Source organism: Neobacillus canaveralius, from assembly GCF_047237705.1.
Lineage (GTDB): Bacteria > Bacillota > Bacilli > Bacillales > Cytobacillaceae > Neobacillus > Neobacillus niacini_K.
This window is the reverse complement of record NZ_JBDFLL010000001.1, coordinates 1100005-1119533: the sequence shown is the minus strand read 5'-3', so window position 1 is coordinate 1119533 and position 19529 is coordinate 1100005. Positions and strand designations below refer to the sequence as shown.

The following is a 19529-nucleotide window of genomic DNA, read 5'->3' as shown; positions in this document are numbered from 1 at the left end:
TAGCAATCTATTAATTTCTCAACGGCTTCCCTTTTACAAGCATGTGCTGCATACGCTGTTGTGTTTTTCCTTCTCTAATTAAGCTTAAGAATGCTTCTCTTTCTAAATCCAATAAGTATTGCTCATCTACTTCCGTACCAAATGGCACTTTTCCACCAGCAATGACGTAAGCTACTTTTTTGGCGATTTTCAAATCATGCTCTGAAATATATCCAGATAAGAACATGGATTGCGCCCCAAGTAAAAGTGTAGCGTAACCTGTTTCACCCACTACCGGCACCTTTTTACGGGCTTTTTGCACATAACCCTGCTCATGTAATGCTAGAACTGCCTGCTTTGCATCATATAATTGGTGGTCTCCGTTAATACTAATTCCATCCACCAATCCTAAGAAATTATTCTCACGTGCTTCCGCACCAGAGGTTGATACTTTTGCCATAGCGATTGTTTCAAAGACTTTATTAGCAACAGCTTGAAGGTCAAATGGAACACCATTTGGCATACCTTCTAAATGTTTAATATACAGTTCTTTGTTTCCGCCGCCGCCTGGAAGCAGTCCGACACCAACTTCAACAAGTCCCATATAGGTTTCAGCAGACGCTTGAATGTGCGCTGCAGGTAAACAAACCTCAGCACCACCGCCAAGTGTCATTGCAAATGGTGCTGCCACCACTGGTTTTGCGCTGTATTTTACTTTCATCATCGCATTTTGGAACTGACGGACTACCATTTCAAGCTCATAGATATTATCATCCTGTGCTTCCATTAGCATCATAGCTAAGTTGGCACCAACACAGAAGTTCTTACCTTGGTTTCCGATTACTAAGCCTTTGTAATTTTTCTCTACCTCGTCAATTGAAAAATTAAGCATCTGAATAATATCAAGACCAATGGCATTATTCGGAGAATGGAATTCTAAGAGTGCAACCCCATCACCTAAATCAATTAAACTGGCACCGCCATTCTTTTTGATAACACCTTTTTGTTTTTTTATTTTTTTCAGGTCAATGGATTTTGGATTACTTTCCACTAAACGATATTCCCCATTATTGAAGAAAAATCGTTCGCCATTTTCCTCTATATAAAAAGATGTATGCCCCTTAGCAAGCATATCTGTTACCCAGGCAGGAATTTCTAGCCCATCTTCCTTCATCTTCTCGACTGACTTTTCTAATCCAATTGCATCCCAGGTTTCAAATGGACCCATTTCCCAGCCAAAGCCCCATTTCATGGCCCGGTCAATGTCGACCACTGTGTCAGCTATCTCACCTAAAAGCTGTGCAGAGTATGCGAGAACAGGACTAAAGATGTTCCACAATAACTCACCTGCACGATCATTCACATATACAAGCGCTTTCAATTTATTCGCTGTACCTTTTTCTTGCTTGCTTATTTCTGTTGCTGCAGTTGAAAGCTTTTTCCGAGGAATATATTCTAAGGTAGCTGGGTCAAGTTCAAGAATTTCTTTCCCTTTTTTTAAGAAGAAGCCTTGACCAGATTTGCTTCCGAGCCAGCCTTTTTCAAGCATGGTTTTCATAAATGAAGGGACTTCGAATACTCCCTTTTCTTTTCCGGTTACTTTTTCATGCACATTGCCTGCTACATGTGCGAAAGTATCTAACCCAACTACATCCAAAGTACGGAAGGTTGCGCTTGAAGGACGGCCGACTAATGGACCAGTAACAGAATCAACTTCTCCAACACTATATCCGCCTTTAAGCATTTCCTGTACAGTGATTAGGAGACCATAGGTTCCAATCCGGTTGGCAATAAAGTTTGGTGTATCTTTTGCAAGAACAACACCTTTTCCTAATACATCTTCACCAAACGTTTTCATGAATGAAATGACTTCTTCACTAGTATATTGTGTAGGAATGACTTCAAGTAATTTTAAGTATCGCGGTGGGTTAAAGAAGTGGGTACCAAGGAAGTGCTTCTGAAAATCCTCTGACCTTCCTTCTGTCATCGCTTCAACGGAAATACCCGATGTATTTGAGCTGATAATGCTTCCAGGTTTTCTGTGTTGGTCCACTTTTTCAAATACTTGTTTCTTCACATTTAAATTCTCAACAACAACCTCGATTACCCAGTCGACATCTTTTAATTTCACTAAGTCATCGTCTAAATTTCCTGCTTCAATTAGCGCCAAGTTCTTTTTGACGGCTAAAGGAGCCGGTTTTTGCTTTAATAATTTTTGGATTGATTGGCTGCTAATGCGATTTCGGACCTGCTTATCTTCCAACGTCAGTCCTTTTGCTTTTTCGTCGTCGGTTAACTCCCGAGGCACAATATCTAATAATAATGTTGGTATCCCGATGTTCGCTAGATGGGCCGCAATCCCAGAGCCCATGACTCCTGATCCTAGAACAGCTGCTTTTTTAATAAGTTGGTTCAACATTGTCTCCCCCTTTACACACTTTGAATGAATACTCATTCATTTTTATGCCAAAAAAAATTCACAAATGAATGAGTTCTGCTAATTATTACTATAGAATATTTTAAAAATTTGCGCAATAAATAAAAGCGGAAAATAATAAATTTTTTTAAAATGGTTTTTTCCTAATCTCTTTACATAAAAAAGGCGAATTGGGCATCCTAGTAACGAGGTGATGATGCATGGGTAAAATGAAGAAAAACCCATCTAAAAGAGGCGTAAGCGCCGCTAGCGTTCAAGGAAACGCCGGTCCTGGCGGGGAACAGTCACACAAAGACAAAGTGAACAGTCAAAATAATCAATTTAAAAGATAATACAACAAACAAAGCAGGCTGAGAATTTCAGCCTGCTTACCTATTTTTAGAATTTAGCTTGATAATTTTCAATTTCCCAAGCATGAACAGCTGTACGATAACTATCCCATTCTGCTTTTTTCGCAGCTACAAACTCATTATATACATGGTTCCCTAATGTTCTACGTCCAATCTCTCCATCTTCTAGTTCCTTTACTGCAGCAGCTAGACTGCCAGGAAGGCTTTCAATACCTAGTTCACCGCGGCGCTCTTCGGTCATATGAAAAATATCTTCATTGATTGGAAACGGCACTTGTAATTCTTGTTCAATGCCATCTAAACCAGCAGCTGCAATCACTGCAAAGGTTAAGTAAGGATTTGCTGACGGATCAGGACAGCGCAATTCAACACGAGTGGCCATCCCTTTTTTGGCTGGGATTCGAATCAATGCAGAACGGTTTGATGCGCTCCATGCGATATAACAAGGTGCCTCATATCCAGGTACTAATCTCTTATAAGAATTAATTAGCGGATTAGTCAAAGCTGTGAAGCTCTTAACGTTTTCTATTAGCCCCGCAATAAAATGATATGCTTTATCAGAAAGTTGTAACTCATCAGCCGGATCAAAAAAGGCATTTTCATTGTCTTTGAAGAAAGACATGTTTACGTGCATTCCAGAACCATTTATCCCAAAAACCGGTTTAGGCATGAATGTAGCATGCAGTCCATATTTCTTTGCAATAGTCTTTACAACCCACTTATATGTAGTAGAAAGATCTGCTGCACCTAAAGCATCAGCATACTTAAAGTTAATTTCGTGCTGCCCCTGGGCAACTTCATGGTGAGATGCTTCAATAATGAAACCCATTGCCTTTAACGCTCGGTAAATCTCTAATCGAACACGCTCTCCAAGGTCTTTAGGTGATGGTTCAAAATAACCAGCTTTATCACTAAGTTCCTGTGTTGGATATCCGTTTTCGTCTGTTTTAAACAGGAAAAATTCAAGCTCAGGACCTACAGAAATTGTATATCCTTTATCCGCAGCTCGTTCCACTGTTTTCTTTAATACATTTCTAGTATCACCTTCAAACCAAGATCCATCAGGATTTTTAACAGAACATAGAAAACGTGCTTCAGAATATCCTTCTTCTACTGTCCATGGTAAAACCGCGAATGTTGATAAATCTGGTTGTAAGTATAAATCAGATTTATTTATCGGTGAAAATCCTTTAATAGAGGAGCCATCAAACATTATTTTTCCTTCGACTACATCTTCCAATTGCTCACTTGTAACGGTTACGTGTTTCAAAATTCCTTCTATATCTACAAACTGTATGTGAAGAAGTTCAACATTCTTCTTATTTATTTCTTCTTTAATTTTTTCGATAATTGCAATTTCGTCTTTTACATTTGAAAGTATAGCCTCAGTCATGTTATTTCTCCTCCTATTTTCATGTTACGTTTCCTAACATTGAAATTATTATAGGATGAAAAGTTATTTTTGACAACCACTTTATTAAAATTTTTCGAATATTTATGTATATTTTTTATGAAAACGTTTTCTATAAATCAAGCAATGGAAAAGGTCACCTCTTTAGAAGGCGACCTTTTTTGATTATAAATATTCATTTTGTTGTATATCATTTATATTGTCTCTGCTCGCTGCTCCGCAAAAACTTTCTCCAGCATAGCACACTCCATCCCCTGCATTGTGAGTACATGGGCATGTCTTACAGCGTTTCGTCCCAAGTTGATAGGTAAAACAACATGTTTTTCTCATCCTTATCTCATCCTGAGAAGCTTTTTCCGAATAGTATTTATGGATAGGATTAAGATTGTATTTACCAAACAAACTCCCCTCTGCTTCCTTGATTAAGAAATTGAAGTCATTGGGTACGTTTGGATTTTCGTTATCTGATAGTTCTGTCTCATATAGCCAGAATAGATAGACCGCGATATTTTCCCACAGGATGAGCTTTGAAACCTTAAACGTCTTTTCAAAATGCTCAATAATTGGGTAGATATTGTTAGCAAATAGGTCCCGGTAAACACCCTTCCGCCATTCATCACGGTCTTGACCATTCCATTGTTCGATGGATGGGTTCTTTAACGAAATCATTGGCAGCCAGTCTACCCCTCGCTCAGCTTCTTCCATTTCAATATTGTCCAAGGATAAATTCATTTTCTTATTCCCCGTCGTCATTGCAAAAAGCGAAATAACCGCAATAAATGCATAACGCTTAATAAAAATCGAGGCAGCAGTCCTCTCTGAAGGCGCAGCAATTGAAAAAGCTAGATTCCTCATGAAGTCAATGGCAAAAGCCTTATCCATTAAATTTGCAACATTAAACGATTTGCCTGTCACCGATTTAAGCCGATATTTTTCAAAAGCACTCAGGTCATTTTCTCTAAGGATATTACCCATTGGACACGGCCGCCTTTTGCAGGATACACCTTCCTTTTCCATACGGTATACAAAGCGGTGTTCCGAATAAAGGATCCATTGTAACCTCACAATCCATACCAAAAACATTTTTGACCAGGCTGCAGTTGATTACATACTCAGGCTTTCCTTGGGCATAAACCTTTTGATCCTTTAGCGCAACAATATTGTGAGCATAACGGCACGCAAGATTTAAATCATGAAGAACCATGACAACGGTTCTCTTTTTCTTTTCATTTAGTTCAAAAAGAAGGTCTAGTATTTCAATTTGATGTGTCATATCTAAGTAGGTTGTCGGTTCATCTAAAAGAATAACATCCGTATCCTGTGCCAATGTCATGGCAATCCACGCACGTTGCCTCTGACCTCCAGAAAGGGAATCAACCGTCCGTTCTTTTAAATCCTCTAACCGGGTAGCTTTTAGGGCATCATTAACCTTTTTCTCATCTTCTTCTGACCATTGTTTTAACCAGGATTGATGAGGATAACGCCCCTGTTTTACAAGTTGAAGCACAGTCAGTCCTTCAGGAGCGGCCGGTGATTGTGGAAGTATCGCCATTTTTTTCGCAACTTCCTTCGTCGAGAGCTTAGCAATGGCTTCCCCCTCCAAAATAACGGCACCGGATTTTGGTTTAAGAAGACGAGCGATTGAACGAAGGAGAGTTGATTTTCCGCAGCCATTCGCTCCAATAAAAACGGAAATTTCACCTTTAGGAATTTTTAAATTTAATTCATCAATGATGAGTGTATCCCCATATGAAAGTGATAAGTTTTTCGTTTCAACCGCATTCATCATCTGCCATCTCCTTTTGAAGTCAATCATGTTTATTTTTATAGGCTTGTTTATAGTATATGATTTAGACCCTAAAGCGGGTTGTATTTACGTCTTATATAGTATTAATATTCTCTACAGTACTAAGTTTATAATTAATTGATAATGATTGTCAATGAGTATGAAAATCATTTTCATTTGTATTTACTACTGTGTCACAAAGTGTATTTGCGTTAAAAAAGAGAAGCCAATGAAAATGGCCTCTCTTTTATGAAAACTAAGTATTTCTCGTCTTAAATAATAGATAGATAAAGTATGGAGCCCCAATACTTGCCGTAAAAACCCCTGCAGGAATTTCTAATGGTGAAAATAATGTTCGCCCTACTAAATCCGCAAGCATTACTAAAATACCTCCGAGGAGTGCTGATACAGGGAGCAATGCTCCAAATGCAGAACCCACCAATCTCCTGGCCATATGAGGTGCCATTAAGCCTACAAAACCGATCCCTCCTGCGAAAGCTACTGAGCCGCCAACTAACCCTGTACTCAAAAGCATTAATACCAAGCGTTGTCTTTGCACCCGTCCACCAAGACCTGTTGCTACTTCATCACCAAGTTCCTGAATGTTTACATTCCTGGCATAGATAAATGCAATAATAATCAGTATGATGATCCATGGAACTAGGGCACCTACATTTTTCCAAGTGGAACCATAGACGGTACCCGTAATCCATATGTTTGCCTGACTTGCTTGATAAATAGGACCCAAAACCATCATAAAGGTGGTCAAAGCTTTGGTTAAGCTCATCAAACCTATTCCAATTAAAATTAATCTAATGGGAGAAACCCCATTTTTCCATGCCAAAATATAAACAAGAAATGCCACAACTGCTGCACCGATAAAGGCGGCTAAGGGCAGCCAGTGAATACTTACCGTTAATACATGATTTTTATCACTAAAAATTGCCAGAAAACCTACAACCGCTACCGATGCACCGCCAGTAATCCCTAAGATATCAGGGGATGCAAGCGGGTTGCGTATCATTCCTTGCAAAATCCCCCCTGCCACTGCCAGTCCCATCCCGGCCATTAAAGCAACAATGATTCTGGGTAATCGGAACGATTGAATGACAAGGGCCTCCATTTCAGACCCTCCGCCGAAAAATACCTTCAATACATTTAAAGGGCTTATCTTCATTTCTCCCAACCCTGTACTTATAATAAAAACAGCAGCGGTTCCAAGTAACAATCCGATAAACACAAATAATGCTTTTTTATCAATTAAATAAGAGATTTTCCCTTGTTTGATTCTAAAGATTTTGTATTTACTCATCGCCCATTGAACCCCTTTCTAGCAATATAAATGAAAAATGGGGTTCCAATAATCGCCGTCATTACGCCAACTGGGACTTCCTGAGGCATTAAAATATATCTGGAGGCGATATCTGCTGCCAATAAAAGCACTCCTCCTAGAAGACCGGAAAATGGGATTACCCAGCGATGGTCTATTCCCACTATAGAACGGGTAAGATGTGGAACGACAATACCAATAAATCCAATTGGGCCTGCAACAGCAACTGCCCCACCTGAAAGGAGGATCACTACGATTCCTATCGTAATTTTTAATAGAGCTGTGTTCAATCCAAGACCTTTGGCCACATCCTCTCCCATAGATAGGACATTCATTTTTGTTGCTATGATCAAAGAAATGATCCAGCCTCCAATTAAATAAGGGAGTACAGCTATTAAATTATCAAGGCTTCTTCCTGCCACTGATCCCGCAAGCCAAAATAATACTTGCTCCAAGGCTGCTTCATTTAATACAAGTATCCCTTGTGTAAAAGAGGCAAATAACGCTGTCATTGCAGCACCTGCTAGAGTCAGTTTCATCGGGGTCAACCCTTCTCTTCCGACTGACCCAATTGCATAGACACTTATTGCAGCTACAGCTGCACCAAAAAAGGATAACCAAGTAAACAGTTGAAGACTTCCAATACTAAAGACCGTTACGGCTATAACAACAGCAACTCCAGCTCCGGCATTTACACCAAAAATATCAGGGGATGCTAGAGGATTTTTCGTTACTGTCTGCATTAAGACACCTGAAATCGCTAAGCTTGCACCCACTGCTGCAGCAATAAAAGCACGTGGGATTCTAACAGATTGTATAATAATATGTTCATTAGAACCATCGAAATTCGTTAAAGCATCTATAGCCATTTTCCATGTGGTATCAGTATACCCGTAGACAATACTTGCTGCCATTAAGAGAAGCAATACAATAATAGCAATAAAAAGTCCAACCCACCTTTGCCCTGTTTGTTTTAACAGCATAACGTTAATCCCTTCTAATCTATTTATTATCTAAAATGCTTATGTATCCGTATTTTCATGTATCAGTCTATTTGAATAGCGGAAAACTGTCAATGAGTTGATAATCATTTTCAATTTGGTGATTGACAGGCTAGTGAAAACGTTCTATGATAATTTTGTAAATGAAAATGATTATCATTAACAATAAGATTATTTGGGGGTTACATAGGATGAAAGGTTTTAAACATTTATTTGCTGTCATTTCATTAATGGCTATTTTCCTTCTTGCTGCCTGTGGTAACACGGAAGAAAAACCGGCCACACAAAATGAAGATGACACAAAAACAGAAGACACTAGCTATACGGTAGAACATGCAATGGGGTCAACGACATTGGAAAAAACACCCAAAAAGGTCGTTATATTAACAAATGAAGGAACAGAAGCCTTACTTGCACTAGGAGTAAAACCTGTTGGTGCCGTTCAATCTTGGCTTGGCGATCCGTGGTATGATCACATCACAAAGGATATGGACGGTGTCGAGGTTGTTGGCGTTGAGAGTGAAGTAAATTTGGAGAAAATCGCTACACTTAAACCTGATTTAATTATTGGAAACAAGCTTCGTCAAGAAGCTGTTTACAGTCAATTAAGCGCAATTGCTCCTACTGTTTTTTCCGAAACCCTTAGAGGTGATTGGAAAGAAAACTTTAAACTATATGCAAAAGCGTTAAACCTAGAAGAAAAAGGGAACGAAGTTCTTAGTGATTTTGATAAACATGTTGCAGACGTAAAAGAGAAACTTGGTGATAAAGTAAATCAAGAAGTATCTGTCGTTCGTTTTATGGCTGGAAAGTCTCGAATTTATTATACTGATTCTTTCTCTGGTATAATATTTGATCAAGTTGGTCTAAAACGCGCTCCACAACAGGCAGAGCTGTTTACTCCTGAAAACAAGCTAGGGAACCTTGCTATCGAAGTTGGAAAAGAAGTGATTCCGAAAATGGACGGTGACATTCTTTTCTACTTCACTTATGCTCCTAAGGGTGATCAAGCAGCCTTAGATACGGCGAAAGAATGGACAAATGATCCACTTTGGAAAAATCTAAATGCCGTGAAAAATGGAAAAGCCTACGAGGTTAGTGATGCTACTTGGAATACTGCGGGCGGCGTGCTTGCAGCAAACATCATGCTGGATGATCTTGAAAAAATCATGCTAGAAAAATAAAAGAATACTTCTCCAATAAAATAGAATGAAAAAAGAACGAGGCTGCCATGACCTCGTTCTTTTTTTATCCTTATGCTGTTGTAGAGAACAAGTACTTTATATATTATAGCGAAGGTGAAAATCAAACCGTTGCTACAATGCAGCAAATTACGATTCATTTTCAACATGAAGTCCAGCTTGATTGAAAACGGTGCTCTACCATCTTTGTTAATCAGATGTTGAAAACATGTATTTTTTATAATGGTAGCGGATTGAGAAGATTAATCCCAGCCCAAGCATGTTCCCCATTAAAGAACTTCCTCCATAGCTGATAAACGGCAATGGAATACCGGTAATCGGAAGCACTCCAATCGTCATCCCGATATTTTGGAATACATGGAAGGTAATCATGCTAATGACTCCCACGCAAATATACGTATAAAAGTTGTTCTTCGTTTCCATCCCAACCTTGGTAATATGATAAATCAGCAAGAAAAATAAACTAACGAGCACACTCGCACCAATAAAACCATACTCTTCGCCGACCACACTAAAGATAAAATCGGTATGGCTTTCAGGCAAATATACTTCTCTATTTCCGTACCCCTTACCACCCGTTTGTCCTGAGCCAATGGCTAAGAGTGACCGTGTCAACTGGTAACCTGCTGAGCTTTGGAAATTATAAGGATCCAGCCAGGAATAGATACGGCTAAATTGATACTGCTTCACACCTAAATATTTTTCAAGAATTTCTGGCTTTAACAATACAAAATAAAAAATGACCGAAATAAATGCTGTTCCAATTGAGAATATTGGTACAAGTAATTTCCATGTGATGCCCGAAATAAAAATCATCCCTAAAAGAATGGATATAAATACGAGCGAAGTCCCTAAGTCTTGCTTAATAATAAGTATTAGAGGGACCATCGTGACGACTCCCAGCTTTATTAAAAGCCAAAAGTCAGAGGAAATGGTTTTAACTGGGTTCTTTTGGTGATGATCTTCAATTACTTTTGCTAGGGCTACGATAATAAAAATTTTGACAAACTCCGACGGCTGAAGTGAACCGATTCCAGGGACCTTAAACCAGTTTTTTGCCCCATTGATTACAGGTGCAATGCTTTCTGGCGCTATGATTAAAAAAACAAGTAGCAAAATTCCCGCTCCGTAAGCATACCAAGCCAACTTTTTTAACTGGTCGGAGTCGAGCCTGATGACGGCAGCAATAATTCCACAGCCAATTCCATAAAAGATAATTTGCTTTATAAGGAAGTTACTGTCATATTGACCGCTTGCCTGCGCACTATAAATCGATAAACAGCTGGCCAAAAATAATAAAAGTAAAATAAAAACAAGACTATAATCAAGTTTTGAAGTTGTATTTTTAGATGATGTCATCATTCACACTCCTTTATGTCAAGGCTTCAAAAAGGAACTTGTACATTATCTCATTATATTTTTTTAATCGACAAAGCACAACGTTTAAAGTGTGAATGGGTGAAATTACTACAAAAGGAAAAGGAAGCTCCTAGATTTAGTTGCTTCCTTTTGTAAAATATTTACTTTTAATATCATCCGCCATCCAATGTAAATTATTCGGCACCTGGGGAATCCCGTAACCTATATAAAGTGGAGTGGTTACGAATCGGGGAACAATTTTTACATATATTCTACTATTATAATGGTGAAAGAAAAGATTATAGCTGCTTGCTTTAAACGGGAAGCTATGAAGAATGTAATGTACCGCTTTTTGAAGATAAATTCCAAAGGTTTCATTATAACTAGAGTCATCCATATCAATATTAAATTCATAAAAGCCTACCTTCGGCTTTGTCGACAAAGTAAATTTGACCCCATCTTTTTCTTCTATAATAATACCCTTAAACACTTCTTCAGTTATGTTTTCCTTATAGTTAATATCATGTAAGCCAATGATCTGCATATGAGGATGCGCAATGGTCCCTCCAGACAACGGACCATGATTTTTGAAAAAAATGACCGATTCATAATTTCCGGTTTTATCTAAATCAAGCCAATTCCTTATCGCAAACTTTAAGAGTCTATGGAGAAAGGGAAGCGGATAGGCAGATAATTCACCATGACAATCATCCGTTTCAATCAATACAGTTTGGTAGGCATTCTCTAGAACAGGAAATTTATTTTTCAAAAGTATGATTGGTCCATCCACTTCAATGAGATCGATCAACTCTTCCCTTGCACAAAAAGGGCACGGTTGCAGTTTATTTCTGATACTTTCCGGTTTCTTCACTCCGATGGATGTATTGAAATGTAGATGGTGATTTTTCAAAAGTGCAGCTCCTCTCCAAAATACTTACTTCTATTTTATGGGAGATTCCACCCCTTTTGCACTATTTTTGCCTTACTAATATATAAAAATTTATTGCTTATTTAGTGAGGAACGTGCATATCTTTACTATGTACAGGCTTATATGGTGCAGAAAGAGAGGTTGAATATGTTAAGCAAATTAGAAGCACTCATATTAGGGATTATCCAAGGATTAACTGAATTTTTACCCATTAGCTCTACAGGACATTTATATTTAGGAAGGAATTTATTTGGTTTGCAGGAAGCAGGTTTATTACTTGATACCATGCTTCATGTCGGTACCCTGCTCGCCGTTTTTGTCTTCTATAAGGACGAGTTTGTTAAGATTATTAAAAACCCCTTTAGCAAGCTCACCTTCCTATTGATCGTCGGAACAATTCCAGCCGTCGTGATAGGTTTGCTTTTTAAAGACTACTTTGAGGAGATATCGAAAACAGGAGTTACGATTGGTTGGGAGTTTTTAGTTACCGGTTTGTTCCTTTGGATTGCAGATTCAGCAAAAAATGGCTATAAAAAAATGGATGATATTAGTTATACCGATGCATTGATCATTGGATCCTTTCAGGCAGCAGCAATTTTCCCTGCGATTTCTCGTTCAGGGTTCACGATTGTAGCCGCCTTATGGAGAAAACTAGACCGTGAAACAGCTGCCTATTTCTCCTTTCTCTTATCAACTCCAGCTATAGCCGGTGCAGTTGTACTCCAATCCTTAGATTTAGTGGGAGGTGCAGGTGAACAAATTTCCCTTTCTGCCCTGCTGGTTGGAATTGCCTCCTCTGCTCTTTTCGGTTATTTCGCTGTGAAGTGGATGATTGGATTTTTAAAGAAACGGTCATTAAAACCCTTTGCTATTTATGTATGGGTGCTAGGCTTTGCGGTGTTATTTTTTCAGTTTACGGGGAAGTTTTAAGTTGATTAATTTATAGTGACCAGATCAGCTGTAATTTTTGGATTTCGGTCACTATAGAACCCTTATAGTGACTAAGACTACTACTCTTTTTGATTTACGGTCACTATGAGCCTCTTATAGCGACCGAGACTACTACTCTTTTTGATTTACGGTCACTATGAACCTCTTATAGCGACCGAGACTACTACTCTTTTTGATTTACGGTCACTATGAACCTCTTATAGCGACCGAGACTACTACTCTTTTTGATTTACGGTCACTATAAACAGTCTCATCCTAATAAAAAATGCGGCTCGATACTCGAGTCGCATTTTTTAATCTATTAAACTGTAACTGTTTCTTTTGCCATTTCTCTTGCGGCTTCGATGACTTGCTCTTTTGCCTTTGCCATAATTTCTGGTACTTGCTTTGGAAAGTGATCCATCCCTTCAGCGAACACAGTTGGCATGACTTCCATTCCTAAGAAGCCGAGTACTTTTGTTAAGAAACGATCGCCGAATTCAAATTCAACCATTGGTCCGGTTGAGTAAATACCGCCGCGCGTTTGGATATGAAGGGCTTTACGGCTTGTAAGAAGCCCTTTTGCTCCTTCATGTGTATTTACAAATGTCTTGTTCACAATAAATAAATTATCAAGGAAAGCTTTTAAAATAGCCGGTGATCCAAAATTCCAAATTGGTGTAACAAACACATAATAATCCGCTGCAATAAAGCGGTCAGCCAGTGCATGCATAGCAGTGATTTGTTTTTGCTCACCTTCTGTTAATTCATCAAAGGTCTTGCCCATGAAAGATAATTTAGCACGAGCATATAACAAATCCATATCAATTTGCGGGATATCCATATCGTATAAATGCATATGTTCAATTTCTACTTCAGGCTTTTGTAGTTTAAACTCTTCTAAAAAAGCCTCACCTAGCTGCATACCTTTAGAAAGCTTTATATCATTTTTTGGGTTAACGGTAATATATAGAAGTTTTGCCATCTGATCCCCATCCCTTTTATATAAAATTTCATCTATCAATATAGTACAACAAACTTGATTGTTCACTAATGAACAAAAAGTGAAGTTTATGAACATAGTGTGAACACTTATTATCTCAAGTGAACAAAACGTGTCAATTCTAAATAAAACTCAACGAAACTAAACGGAACTTAACAAAAGTCACGTGAATCATAGTATATTTGTATTATATTAAATTTAGCTGATAGAGAGGTGGCATACGGATGGATGAAAAGGTTTACACACCCGATGAGGTTGCTCAACTATTTCAAATCTCAAAACACACAGTATACGAACTGATTAAGCGAGGTGAATTAAACGCCTTTAAAGTTGGCAACAAAATGAGAATTGAACATGAAGAGATTGAAAGATATAAGGAAAGTACAAAAGCCCCTGCGAAAAAAATACAGGTCGAGCAGACGGACACATATTCTTCATTACCTATACGACTATCCGGAAGTCATGACTTTCTAGTAGAGCATTTTGTTAAACAAACATCAAAAGACCTGCAGCTGCAAATTCAGCCAACTTACATAGGCAGCCTTGAAGGATTAATGATGCTGTACCGAGGTCAATCGGATATTGCAGCAATCCATCTCTTAGACCCAACGTCACAAGAATACAATTTACCTTTTATTCATCAGCTCTTTGTACATGAGTCTATATCGGTTGTTCGATTTGTCTCAAGGGAACAAGGCTTTATAGTAGCAAAGGGAAATCCTAAAGGAATCTATGGCTTTAACAACCTAGTACAAAAAAATGTTCAGTTTGTTAATCGTCAAAAAGGCGCTGGGACAAGATTTCTTTTTGACTCCATGCTTTCAAAGAATGGTATTGCCCCGGCAGAAATAAATGGTTATTTAAATGAAGAATGGAACCACTTGTCAACAGCTTCTTATATTAGCAGAGGAATGGCCGATGTAGCCTTCGGAATTCAATCTGCCGCCAGCCATTTAGGACTCGATTTCATACCTGTCGCGAAGGAACAGTTTGACCTTGTGTTCCGTTTTACAAATGAAAACAAGCAGAAACTTACAGACCTAATCCATTATCTTCAGTCCACAGGATTTAAAAGCAGCTTAACTGATTTAGAAGGATATGATATTCAAGAGTTAGGTACTATCATCTATCAGACTAATAAACCGGAGGAAACAACATGTTAAAAAATCGTGTATTTGCTACACTATTGGTATTCATGCTCTTTATCCTATCAGCTTGTGGCAACACCAACACTGACCAAGCTGACGCAAAAGAGAAAAGGTCAGAACCGAAAGCCGAACCTACTGAATTAATCCTAGCGACAACCACAAGTACACAGGACAGCGGCTTATTAGATGTATTACTGCCAATTTTTGAAGAAGAAAACAATGTAAAAGTAAAAACCATTGCGGTTGGTACAGGACAAGCATTGAAAATGGGTACTAAAGGTGAAGCAGATGTCCTTCTAGTACACGCACCTAAATCAGAGGAAGAACTAGTAACAAGCGGTGATGCTATTAATCGCAAACGCGTGATGTACAATGATTTTATTTTAGCGGGGCCAAAAGATAATCCAGAAGGTGTAAGCGGAGATGACATTAACGCAGCATTCAAAACAATCTCAGAGACAAAGGCCAATTTTGTTACCCGTGGCGACGACTCTGGTACACATAAAAAAGAACTAGGAATCTGGACAGCGGTGAATATCCAGCCTGCTGGTGATACCTATATCTCAACTGGCCAAGGAATGGGTGCTTCTTTACAAATTGCCAACGAAAAAAATGGGTATATATTAACGGATCGTGCTACATGGTTAGCTCAAGAGAAAAACTTAACGAACCTCGAAATTGTTGTAGAGGGCGGTAAAGATTTAATGAATATCTACCATGTCATGCAGGTTAATCCAGAGAAGCATAGCATGGTAAACAGTAAAGATGCGGAAAAGTTTGTAGAGTTTATGGTTAGCAGTGAGACACAAGATGTAATTGAAAGTTTTGGTAAGGAAGATTACGGACAATCATTATTCATTAAATACACAGAATAGGTCAAACGGAAGGGTGAAACGCGATGGAACTAATTATTGATGGGCTTAGGAAAGCGATAGAGATGATTCTCACTGGCGACCGAGAGATCCTCGAAATCACTTGGCTGACTCTAAGAGTCTGTTTTACTGCCATCCTCATTAGTTCCCTTATTGGTTTGCCTCTTGGGATGTTACTTGGTCTAACCAGATTTAAAGGCAGAAAAATAATCCTTACAATCATCAATATTGGTATGGGACTGCCCCCAGTGGTGGCAGGTTTATGGATTTCCATGCTTTTATGGAGATCTGGTCCTCTTGGTCATTTACACTTGCTGTATTCCCCAACTGCAATCGTAATGGCACAGGTACTGGTCTCATTACCAATCGTCACAGGTCTAACGAGCTCCGCCTTTCAACAAATCAATGAAAAAATGCTTTTACAAATAAAAGCTTTGGGTGCAACAAAGATACAAACCATCCTGATCCTTATAAAACAAACCAAAATCGCCATCGTCGCTGCGATTATGGCAGGCTTTGGACGGGTAATTGCTGAGGTTGGTGCTGCAATGATGGTAGGCGGAAATATACAAGGTGATACGCGAATTTTAACGACCTCGATTGTAATGGAAGTTTCAAAAGGTAATTTCGATGTAGCCCTTGCAATTTCCTTCATATTATTGACTGTTGCTTTATTGATAACAGCAGCCTTAACAATGCTACAGCAAAGGAAGCGAGTATCATGAGACCATTAATTGAGCTTAAAAACATTACCTATCAAGCACATGGTGAAAACATCCTCACAATCCCCGAATTCCAGATTTCAGATGGTGAATTTCTTGGAATCATGGGGCCTAATGGTGCAGGTAAAAGTACATTGCTAAAAGTAATGGCTTTGCTTGACAGCCCTACTAGTGGTGAAATTCTCTACCGCGGGCAGGTAATAGCTAATGGAATTCCCTCCCTTGACTTGCGGAGAAAATTCTCAGTAGCTCTGCAGCAATCACTACTTTTAGAAGGTACTGTTTTTCAAAATATTGCGATTGGCTTAAAGCTAAGAAAAGTACCAAAATCATTGATCAAAGAGAGGGTAAATGGATGGATGGAGCAGTTTCAAATCAGCCATCTTGCGAAAAACAATGCCCATTTTCTTTCAGGCGGCGAGGCACAACGGGTAAACCTTGCAAGAGCCATGATCGTCGAGCCAGAAATTCTATTCCTAGATGAACCCTTTTCTGCATTGGATTTTCCAACAAAAATTAAATTAATGGATGACTTTAAAACGATTATTAAAAATTCGGGGACCACAACCGTTTTCGTTAGTCACGACTTAATGGAAATCAACTATCTAACCAATCATCTAGCTGTTATTGTGAATGGAGAAGTAATGGAGTCTGGACCGACCCAAAGTGTCTTAGAACAACCTAATTCGGGTACTTCTCCATTTCTAAATGAATGGAAGAAATTTTACCCAATGAGCTTCAAACATGAAAAGCCGCTATCCCTAATGAGATAGCGGCCGTTTTGTCTAGCTTCATCGCCTATGCGCTTTTAGCTTTTCTTATTCGTCCTCTTCCGGAAACCATAAAATGATACATGTACCCTTATTTATTCGGCTTTTTACATTAATCAATCCATTATGAGCCTCCATTAAGGCTTTCACAATCGAAAGTCCAATTCCAGCTCCGCCTGTTTTTCGGTCGCGTGATTTATCACCACGGTAAAATCGTTCGAATATATGTGGAATATCATCCTCGGCCATACCAGAACCTTCATCCTCAATCTTAAAACCAACATATCCTTCTTTTTCAGTTAATATAGATATGGTTACATTCTTTCCTTCTGGCGTATACTTTAGGGCATTGTTTAGAACATTAGAGAGAATTTGCATTAAGCGATCCTTGTCGGCTGGGAAAATGAGTTCCTTATCAGGCTCTTCAATATGAAGGAATACTCCCTTTTGCTTAAACAACGGTACAAACATTTCCCATAATGCAGCTAGAACACTGCCAGCCTCTACCGCTACTTTCTCCAATCTAATTTGTGGGTTTTCGGCGGCAAGCAGCTTTTCAAGCTCATTCACTAGCCTTACTAGTCGCATCAGTTCTTCATGACTAGATTGTAATCGCTGAGGTGTTGGCTCCCATATTCCATCCTGGTAGGCTTCAATTTGACTTCTTAATGTAGCCAGTGGTGTACGAAGTTCATGGGCTAAATCTCCAGTAAATTGTTTTCTTAGCATTTCACCCTTTGCCAATGATTCTGCTAGATTATTAAAGGAAATTGCGAGCTGCTTAACCTCTATAGGCAACCCAGTCAGCGGAATACGGATTGATAGATTATGCTGCTGCAGCTCACTTGCCGCAAAGGAAACTTTATTTAAGCTAGAGATTAATTTTTTTGAGAATAACATACTAAATATAATTGATAACAAGATGGTTAAACAAACGGCTGCATAAATGTATAACTGAATGGTTTGTAAAAAATTATACTCATCATCGATTAAACCTATTGGATAAATTGCCACTAGTTTGCCAATCACTTTATTGTCTGCTCTCAGCGTATAGGAAGCTGTATGCCACTCCTCATCATTGGGTTCCGGTTCGGTCAACCCGAGGCTGTTTAAATACCCCACAATATTAGAGGTCCCCATTTGCAATTGACCACGGTTATCATACAAATCGAAGTAAAGCTGGTCAGTCATCGCATGCTCATGGAGGAAGCCAAAAACTGGATCTCTCGTAAAATGGCCATTTTTCTGATAGCCCTTTTCAATTTCTGTAATAATTCTATCAATCTTTTTTTCTCGGTTACGATCTAGATATTTCGTAAAGCTCTCTTCAAATCCCCACTGCATAAAAAAGCTAACAAAGAGGATTCCAATCATCGAGCTGAGTAATAAATAAAAGAGGATTCTAGACCGCAGTGTTTGAAACATCTAGTACCCCTCCAAATTTATAACCCATTCCAAATACAGTTAGGATAAACGTTGGCTGTCTAGAATCTAACTCAATTTTTTTCCTGAGATTCTTAATATGTGTATCGACGCTGCGCTCGTATCCTTCGTAATACATTCCTTCATCTTGAATCTTTTCGAGTAAGTCCATTCGACTATACACTCTTCCCGGATTTAGTGCCATATTGGTAAGCAGCTTATATTCAATCGGTGTCAGAATAACATCCTGCCCTTTAACCGTTACTTCTTTTTTGCTCAGGTCAATCGCCAATTGTTTATGATTAAACTCAATTCGTTCTACTTTTTCTGTTTTCTTCACTCGTCTTAGGATTGCTTGTACCCGTACAACTACTTCCCTCGGGCTAAATGGCTTGGTTAAATAATCGTCTGCGCCCATAACAATCCCGTTAATGCGATCATCTTCCGCAGACTTTGCTGTCAGCATCAGAATCGGAACGTCCGATTCTTTTCTTACTAACCGGCATACCTCTTCGCCAGAAATATCCGGAAGCATTAAATCTAAAATAATTAAATCGGGATTTATGGTTTTTGCTTTTTTCAACGCATCAATTCCGTTATCGGCACAATGAATCTCATAGCCCTCTCTCTCGAGGTAGGCTTCGAGAACTTCTAGGATTCTCTTTTCATCATCAACTAGTAATATTTTCACCGTTCTCACTCCCTTAACTATAATATAGCATGTTGGGGAATGGCTGTTTTCATCTTCACAAATTCATCACAAGTTCTTCATAACATCTACAATATTTCTCGATAAGATGTACCTGTAGCAATGGAAGAGGTACTTCCTCTCTAAGGTTTATACATGGTATTAACCATCTTGCTCTCCCAAATTTAAT

General features: G+C 38.7%; 18 protein-coding genes. 7 read left to right on the top strand and 11 right to left on the bottom strand.

The window, feature by feature from the left end:
• Positions 1-10 precede the first annotated feature (10 nt).
• Positions 11-2398 carry a 3-hydroxyacyl-CoA dehydrogenase/enoyl-CoA hydratase family protein gene (locus tag ABC255_RS05330; RefSeq protein WP_412991863.1) on the bottom strand — a complete coding sequence of 796 codons (2388 nt, stop codon included), beginning with the start codon at positions 2396-2398 and terminating at the stop codon, positions 11-13.
• Positions 2399-2616: 218 nt separating this feature from the next.
• Here ABC255_RS05330 and ABC255_RS05325 point away from each other — a divergent pair, with 218 nt between their 5' ends.
• Positions 2617-2748, top strand: a complete 132-nt coding sequence (locus ABC255_RS05325; RefSeq protein ID WP_335536174.1) for a YuzL family protein — start codon at positions 2617-2619, stop codon at positions 2746-2748.
• 46 nt (positions 2749-2794) lie between these two features.
• Here ABC255_RS05325 and glnA read toward each other — a convergent pair whose 3' ends face one another.
• The 5 genes from glnA to ABC255_RS05300 all read right to left on the bottom strand — a co-directional run bounded on the left by glnA (position 2795) and on the right by ABC255_RS05300 (position 8276).
• A complete protein-coding gene (glnA, locus tag ABC255_RS05320) occupies positions 2795-4159 on the bottom strand; it encodes a type I glutamate--ammonia ligase (protein ID WP_412991862.1) in 1365 nt (454 codons plus the stop codon).
• Between the two features lie 183 nt (positions 4160-4342).
• A complete protein-coding gene (locus ABC255_RS05315; protein WP_412991860.1) occupies positions 4343-5152 on the bottom strand; it encodes an IucA/IucC family C-terminal-domain containing protein in 810 nt (269 codons plus the stop codon).
• Positions 5145-5963, bottom strand: a complete 819-nt coding sequence (locus tag ABC255_RS05310) for an ABC transporter ATP-binding protein (RefSeq protein ID WP_412998486.1) — start codon at positions 5961-5963, stop codon at positions 5145-5147. The genes ABC255_RS05315 and ABC255_RS05310 overlap by 8 nt, the downstream gene beginning before the upstream one ends.
• Before the next feature lie 256 nt (positions 5964-6219).
• Positions 6220-7275 (bottom strand): FecCD family ABC transporter permease, encoded by a 1056-nt coding sequence (locus ABC255_RS05305; protein ID WP_412991858.1) that lies wholly within the window; start codon positions 7273-7275, stop codon positions 6220-6222.
• A complete protein-coding gene (locus tag ABC255_RS05300; RefSeq protein ID WP_412991856.1) occupies positions 7272-8276 on the bottom strand; it encodes a FecCD family ABC transporter permease in 1005 nt (334 codons plus the stop codon). The genes ABC255_RS05305 and ABC255_RS05300 overlap by 4 nt, the downstream gene beginning before the upstream one ends.
• A 209-nt stretch (positions 8277-8485) precedes the next feature.
• Between ABC255_RS05300 and ABC255_RS05295 the strand changes: the two genes are divergently transcribed.
• Positions 8486-9478, top strand: coding sequence for an ABC transporter substrate-binding protein (locus ABC255_RS05295; protein WP_412991854.1), 993 nt, complete (start codon positions 8486-8488; stop codon positions 9476-9478).
• A gap of 207 nt (positions 9479-9685) precedes the next feature.
• Here ABC255_RS05295 and ABC255_RS05290 read toward each other — a convergent pair whose 3' ends face one another.
• Both ABC255_RS05290 and ABC255_RS05285 read right to left on the bottom strand, forming a co-directional pair.
• Positions 9686-10855: an FtsW/RodA/SpoVE family cell cycle protein gene (locus ABC255_RS05290; RefSeq protein ID WP_412991853.1), complete on the bottom strand. Its 1170-nt coding sequence runs from the start codon at positions 10853-10855 to the stop codon at positions 9686-9688.
• 136 nt (positions 10856-10991) lie between these two features.
• Entirely contained in the window at positions 10992-11765 is a 774-nt protein-coding gene (locus tag ABC255_RS05285; RefSeq protein WP_412991851.1) for a DUF4931 domain-containing protein, read from the bottom strand.
• A gap of 166 nt (positions 11766-11931) precedes the next feature.
• On the opposite strand from ABC255_RS05285, the gene ABC255_RS05280 reads away from it, so the two are divergent.
• The gene (locus ABC255_RS05280) at positions 11932-12714 is read left to right on the top strand and encodes an undecaprenyl-diphosphate phosphatase (RefSeq protein WP_412991850.1); all 783 of its coding nucleotides are present in this window, start codon (positions 11932-11934) and stop codon (positions 12712-12714) included.
• 322 nt (positions 12715-13036) lie between these two features.
• On the opposite strand, the gene ABC255_RS05275 is transcribed toward ABC255_RS05280, so the two are convergent.
• A complete protein-coding gene (locus ABC255_RS05275) occupies positions 13037-13699 on the bottom strand; it encodes an FMN-dependent NADH-azoreductase (protein WP_412991848.1) in 663 nt (220 codons plus the stop codon).
• A gap of 242 nt (positions 13700-13941) precedes the next feature.
• Between ABC255_RS05275 and ABC255_RS05270 the strand changes: the two genes are divergently transcribed.
• Genes ABC255_RS05270 through ABC255_RS05255 form a run of 4 tightly spaced genes read left to right on the top strand, consistent with a single transcriptional unit; the run spans position 13942 to position 17232 of the window.
• The gene (locus ABC255_RS05270) at positions 13942-14880 is read left to right on the top strand and encodes a helix-turn-helix transcriptional regulator (protein ID WP_412991846.1); all 939 of its coding nucleotides are present in this window, start codon (positions 13942-13944) and stop codon (positions 14878-14880) included.
• Positions 14874-15740, top strand: coding sequence for an ABC transporter substrate-binding protein (locus ABC255_RS05265; protein WP_412991844.1), 867 nt, complete (start codon positions 14874-14876; stop codon positions 15738-15740). Before ABC255_RS05270 ends, ABC255_RS05265 begins: the two co-directional genes overlap by 7 nt.
• Before the next feature lie 23 nt (positions 15741-15763).
• Positions 15764-16462, top strand: coding sequence for an ABC transporter permease (locus tag ABC255_RS05260; protein ID WP_412991842.1), 699 nt, complete (start codon positions 15764-15766; stop codon positions 16460-16462).
• Entirely contained in the window at positions 16459-17232 is a 774-nt protein-coding gene (locus tag ABC255_RS05255; protein WP_412991840.1) for an ABC transporter ATP-binding protein, read from the top strand. The genes ABC255_RS05260 and ABC255_RS05255 overlap by 4 nt, the downstream gene beginning before the upstream one ends.
• 45 nt (positions 17233-17277) lie before the next feature.
• On the opposite strand, the gene ABC255_RS05250 is transcribed toward ABC255_RS05255, so the two are convergent.
• Together ABC255_RS05250 and ABC255_RS05245 are read right to left on the bottom strand one after the other, a co-directional pair.
• On the bottom strand, positions 17278-18654 hold the full coding sequence (locus ABC255_RS05250) for an ATP-binding protein (protein WP_412991839.1): 1377 nt from the start codon (positions 18652-18654) through the stop codon (positions 17278-17280).
• The gene (locus tag ABC255_RS05245; RefSeq protein WP_335533344.1) at positions 18632-19342 is read right to left on the bottom strand and encodes a response regulator transcription factor; all 711 of its coding nucleotides are present in this window, start codon (positions 19340-19342) and stop codon (positions 18632-18634) included. The genes ABC255_RS05250 and ABC255_RS05245 overlap by 23 nt, the downstream gene beginning before the upstream one ends.
• Between the last annotated feature and the right edge of the window lie 187 nt (positions 19343-19529).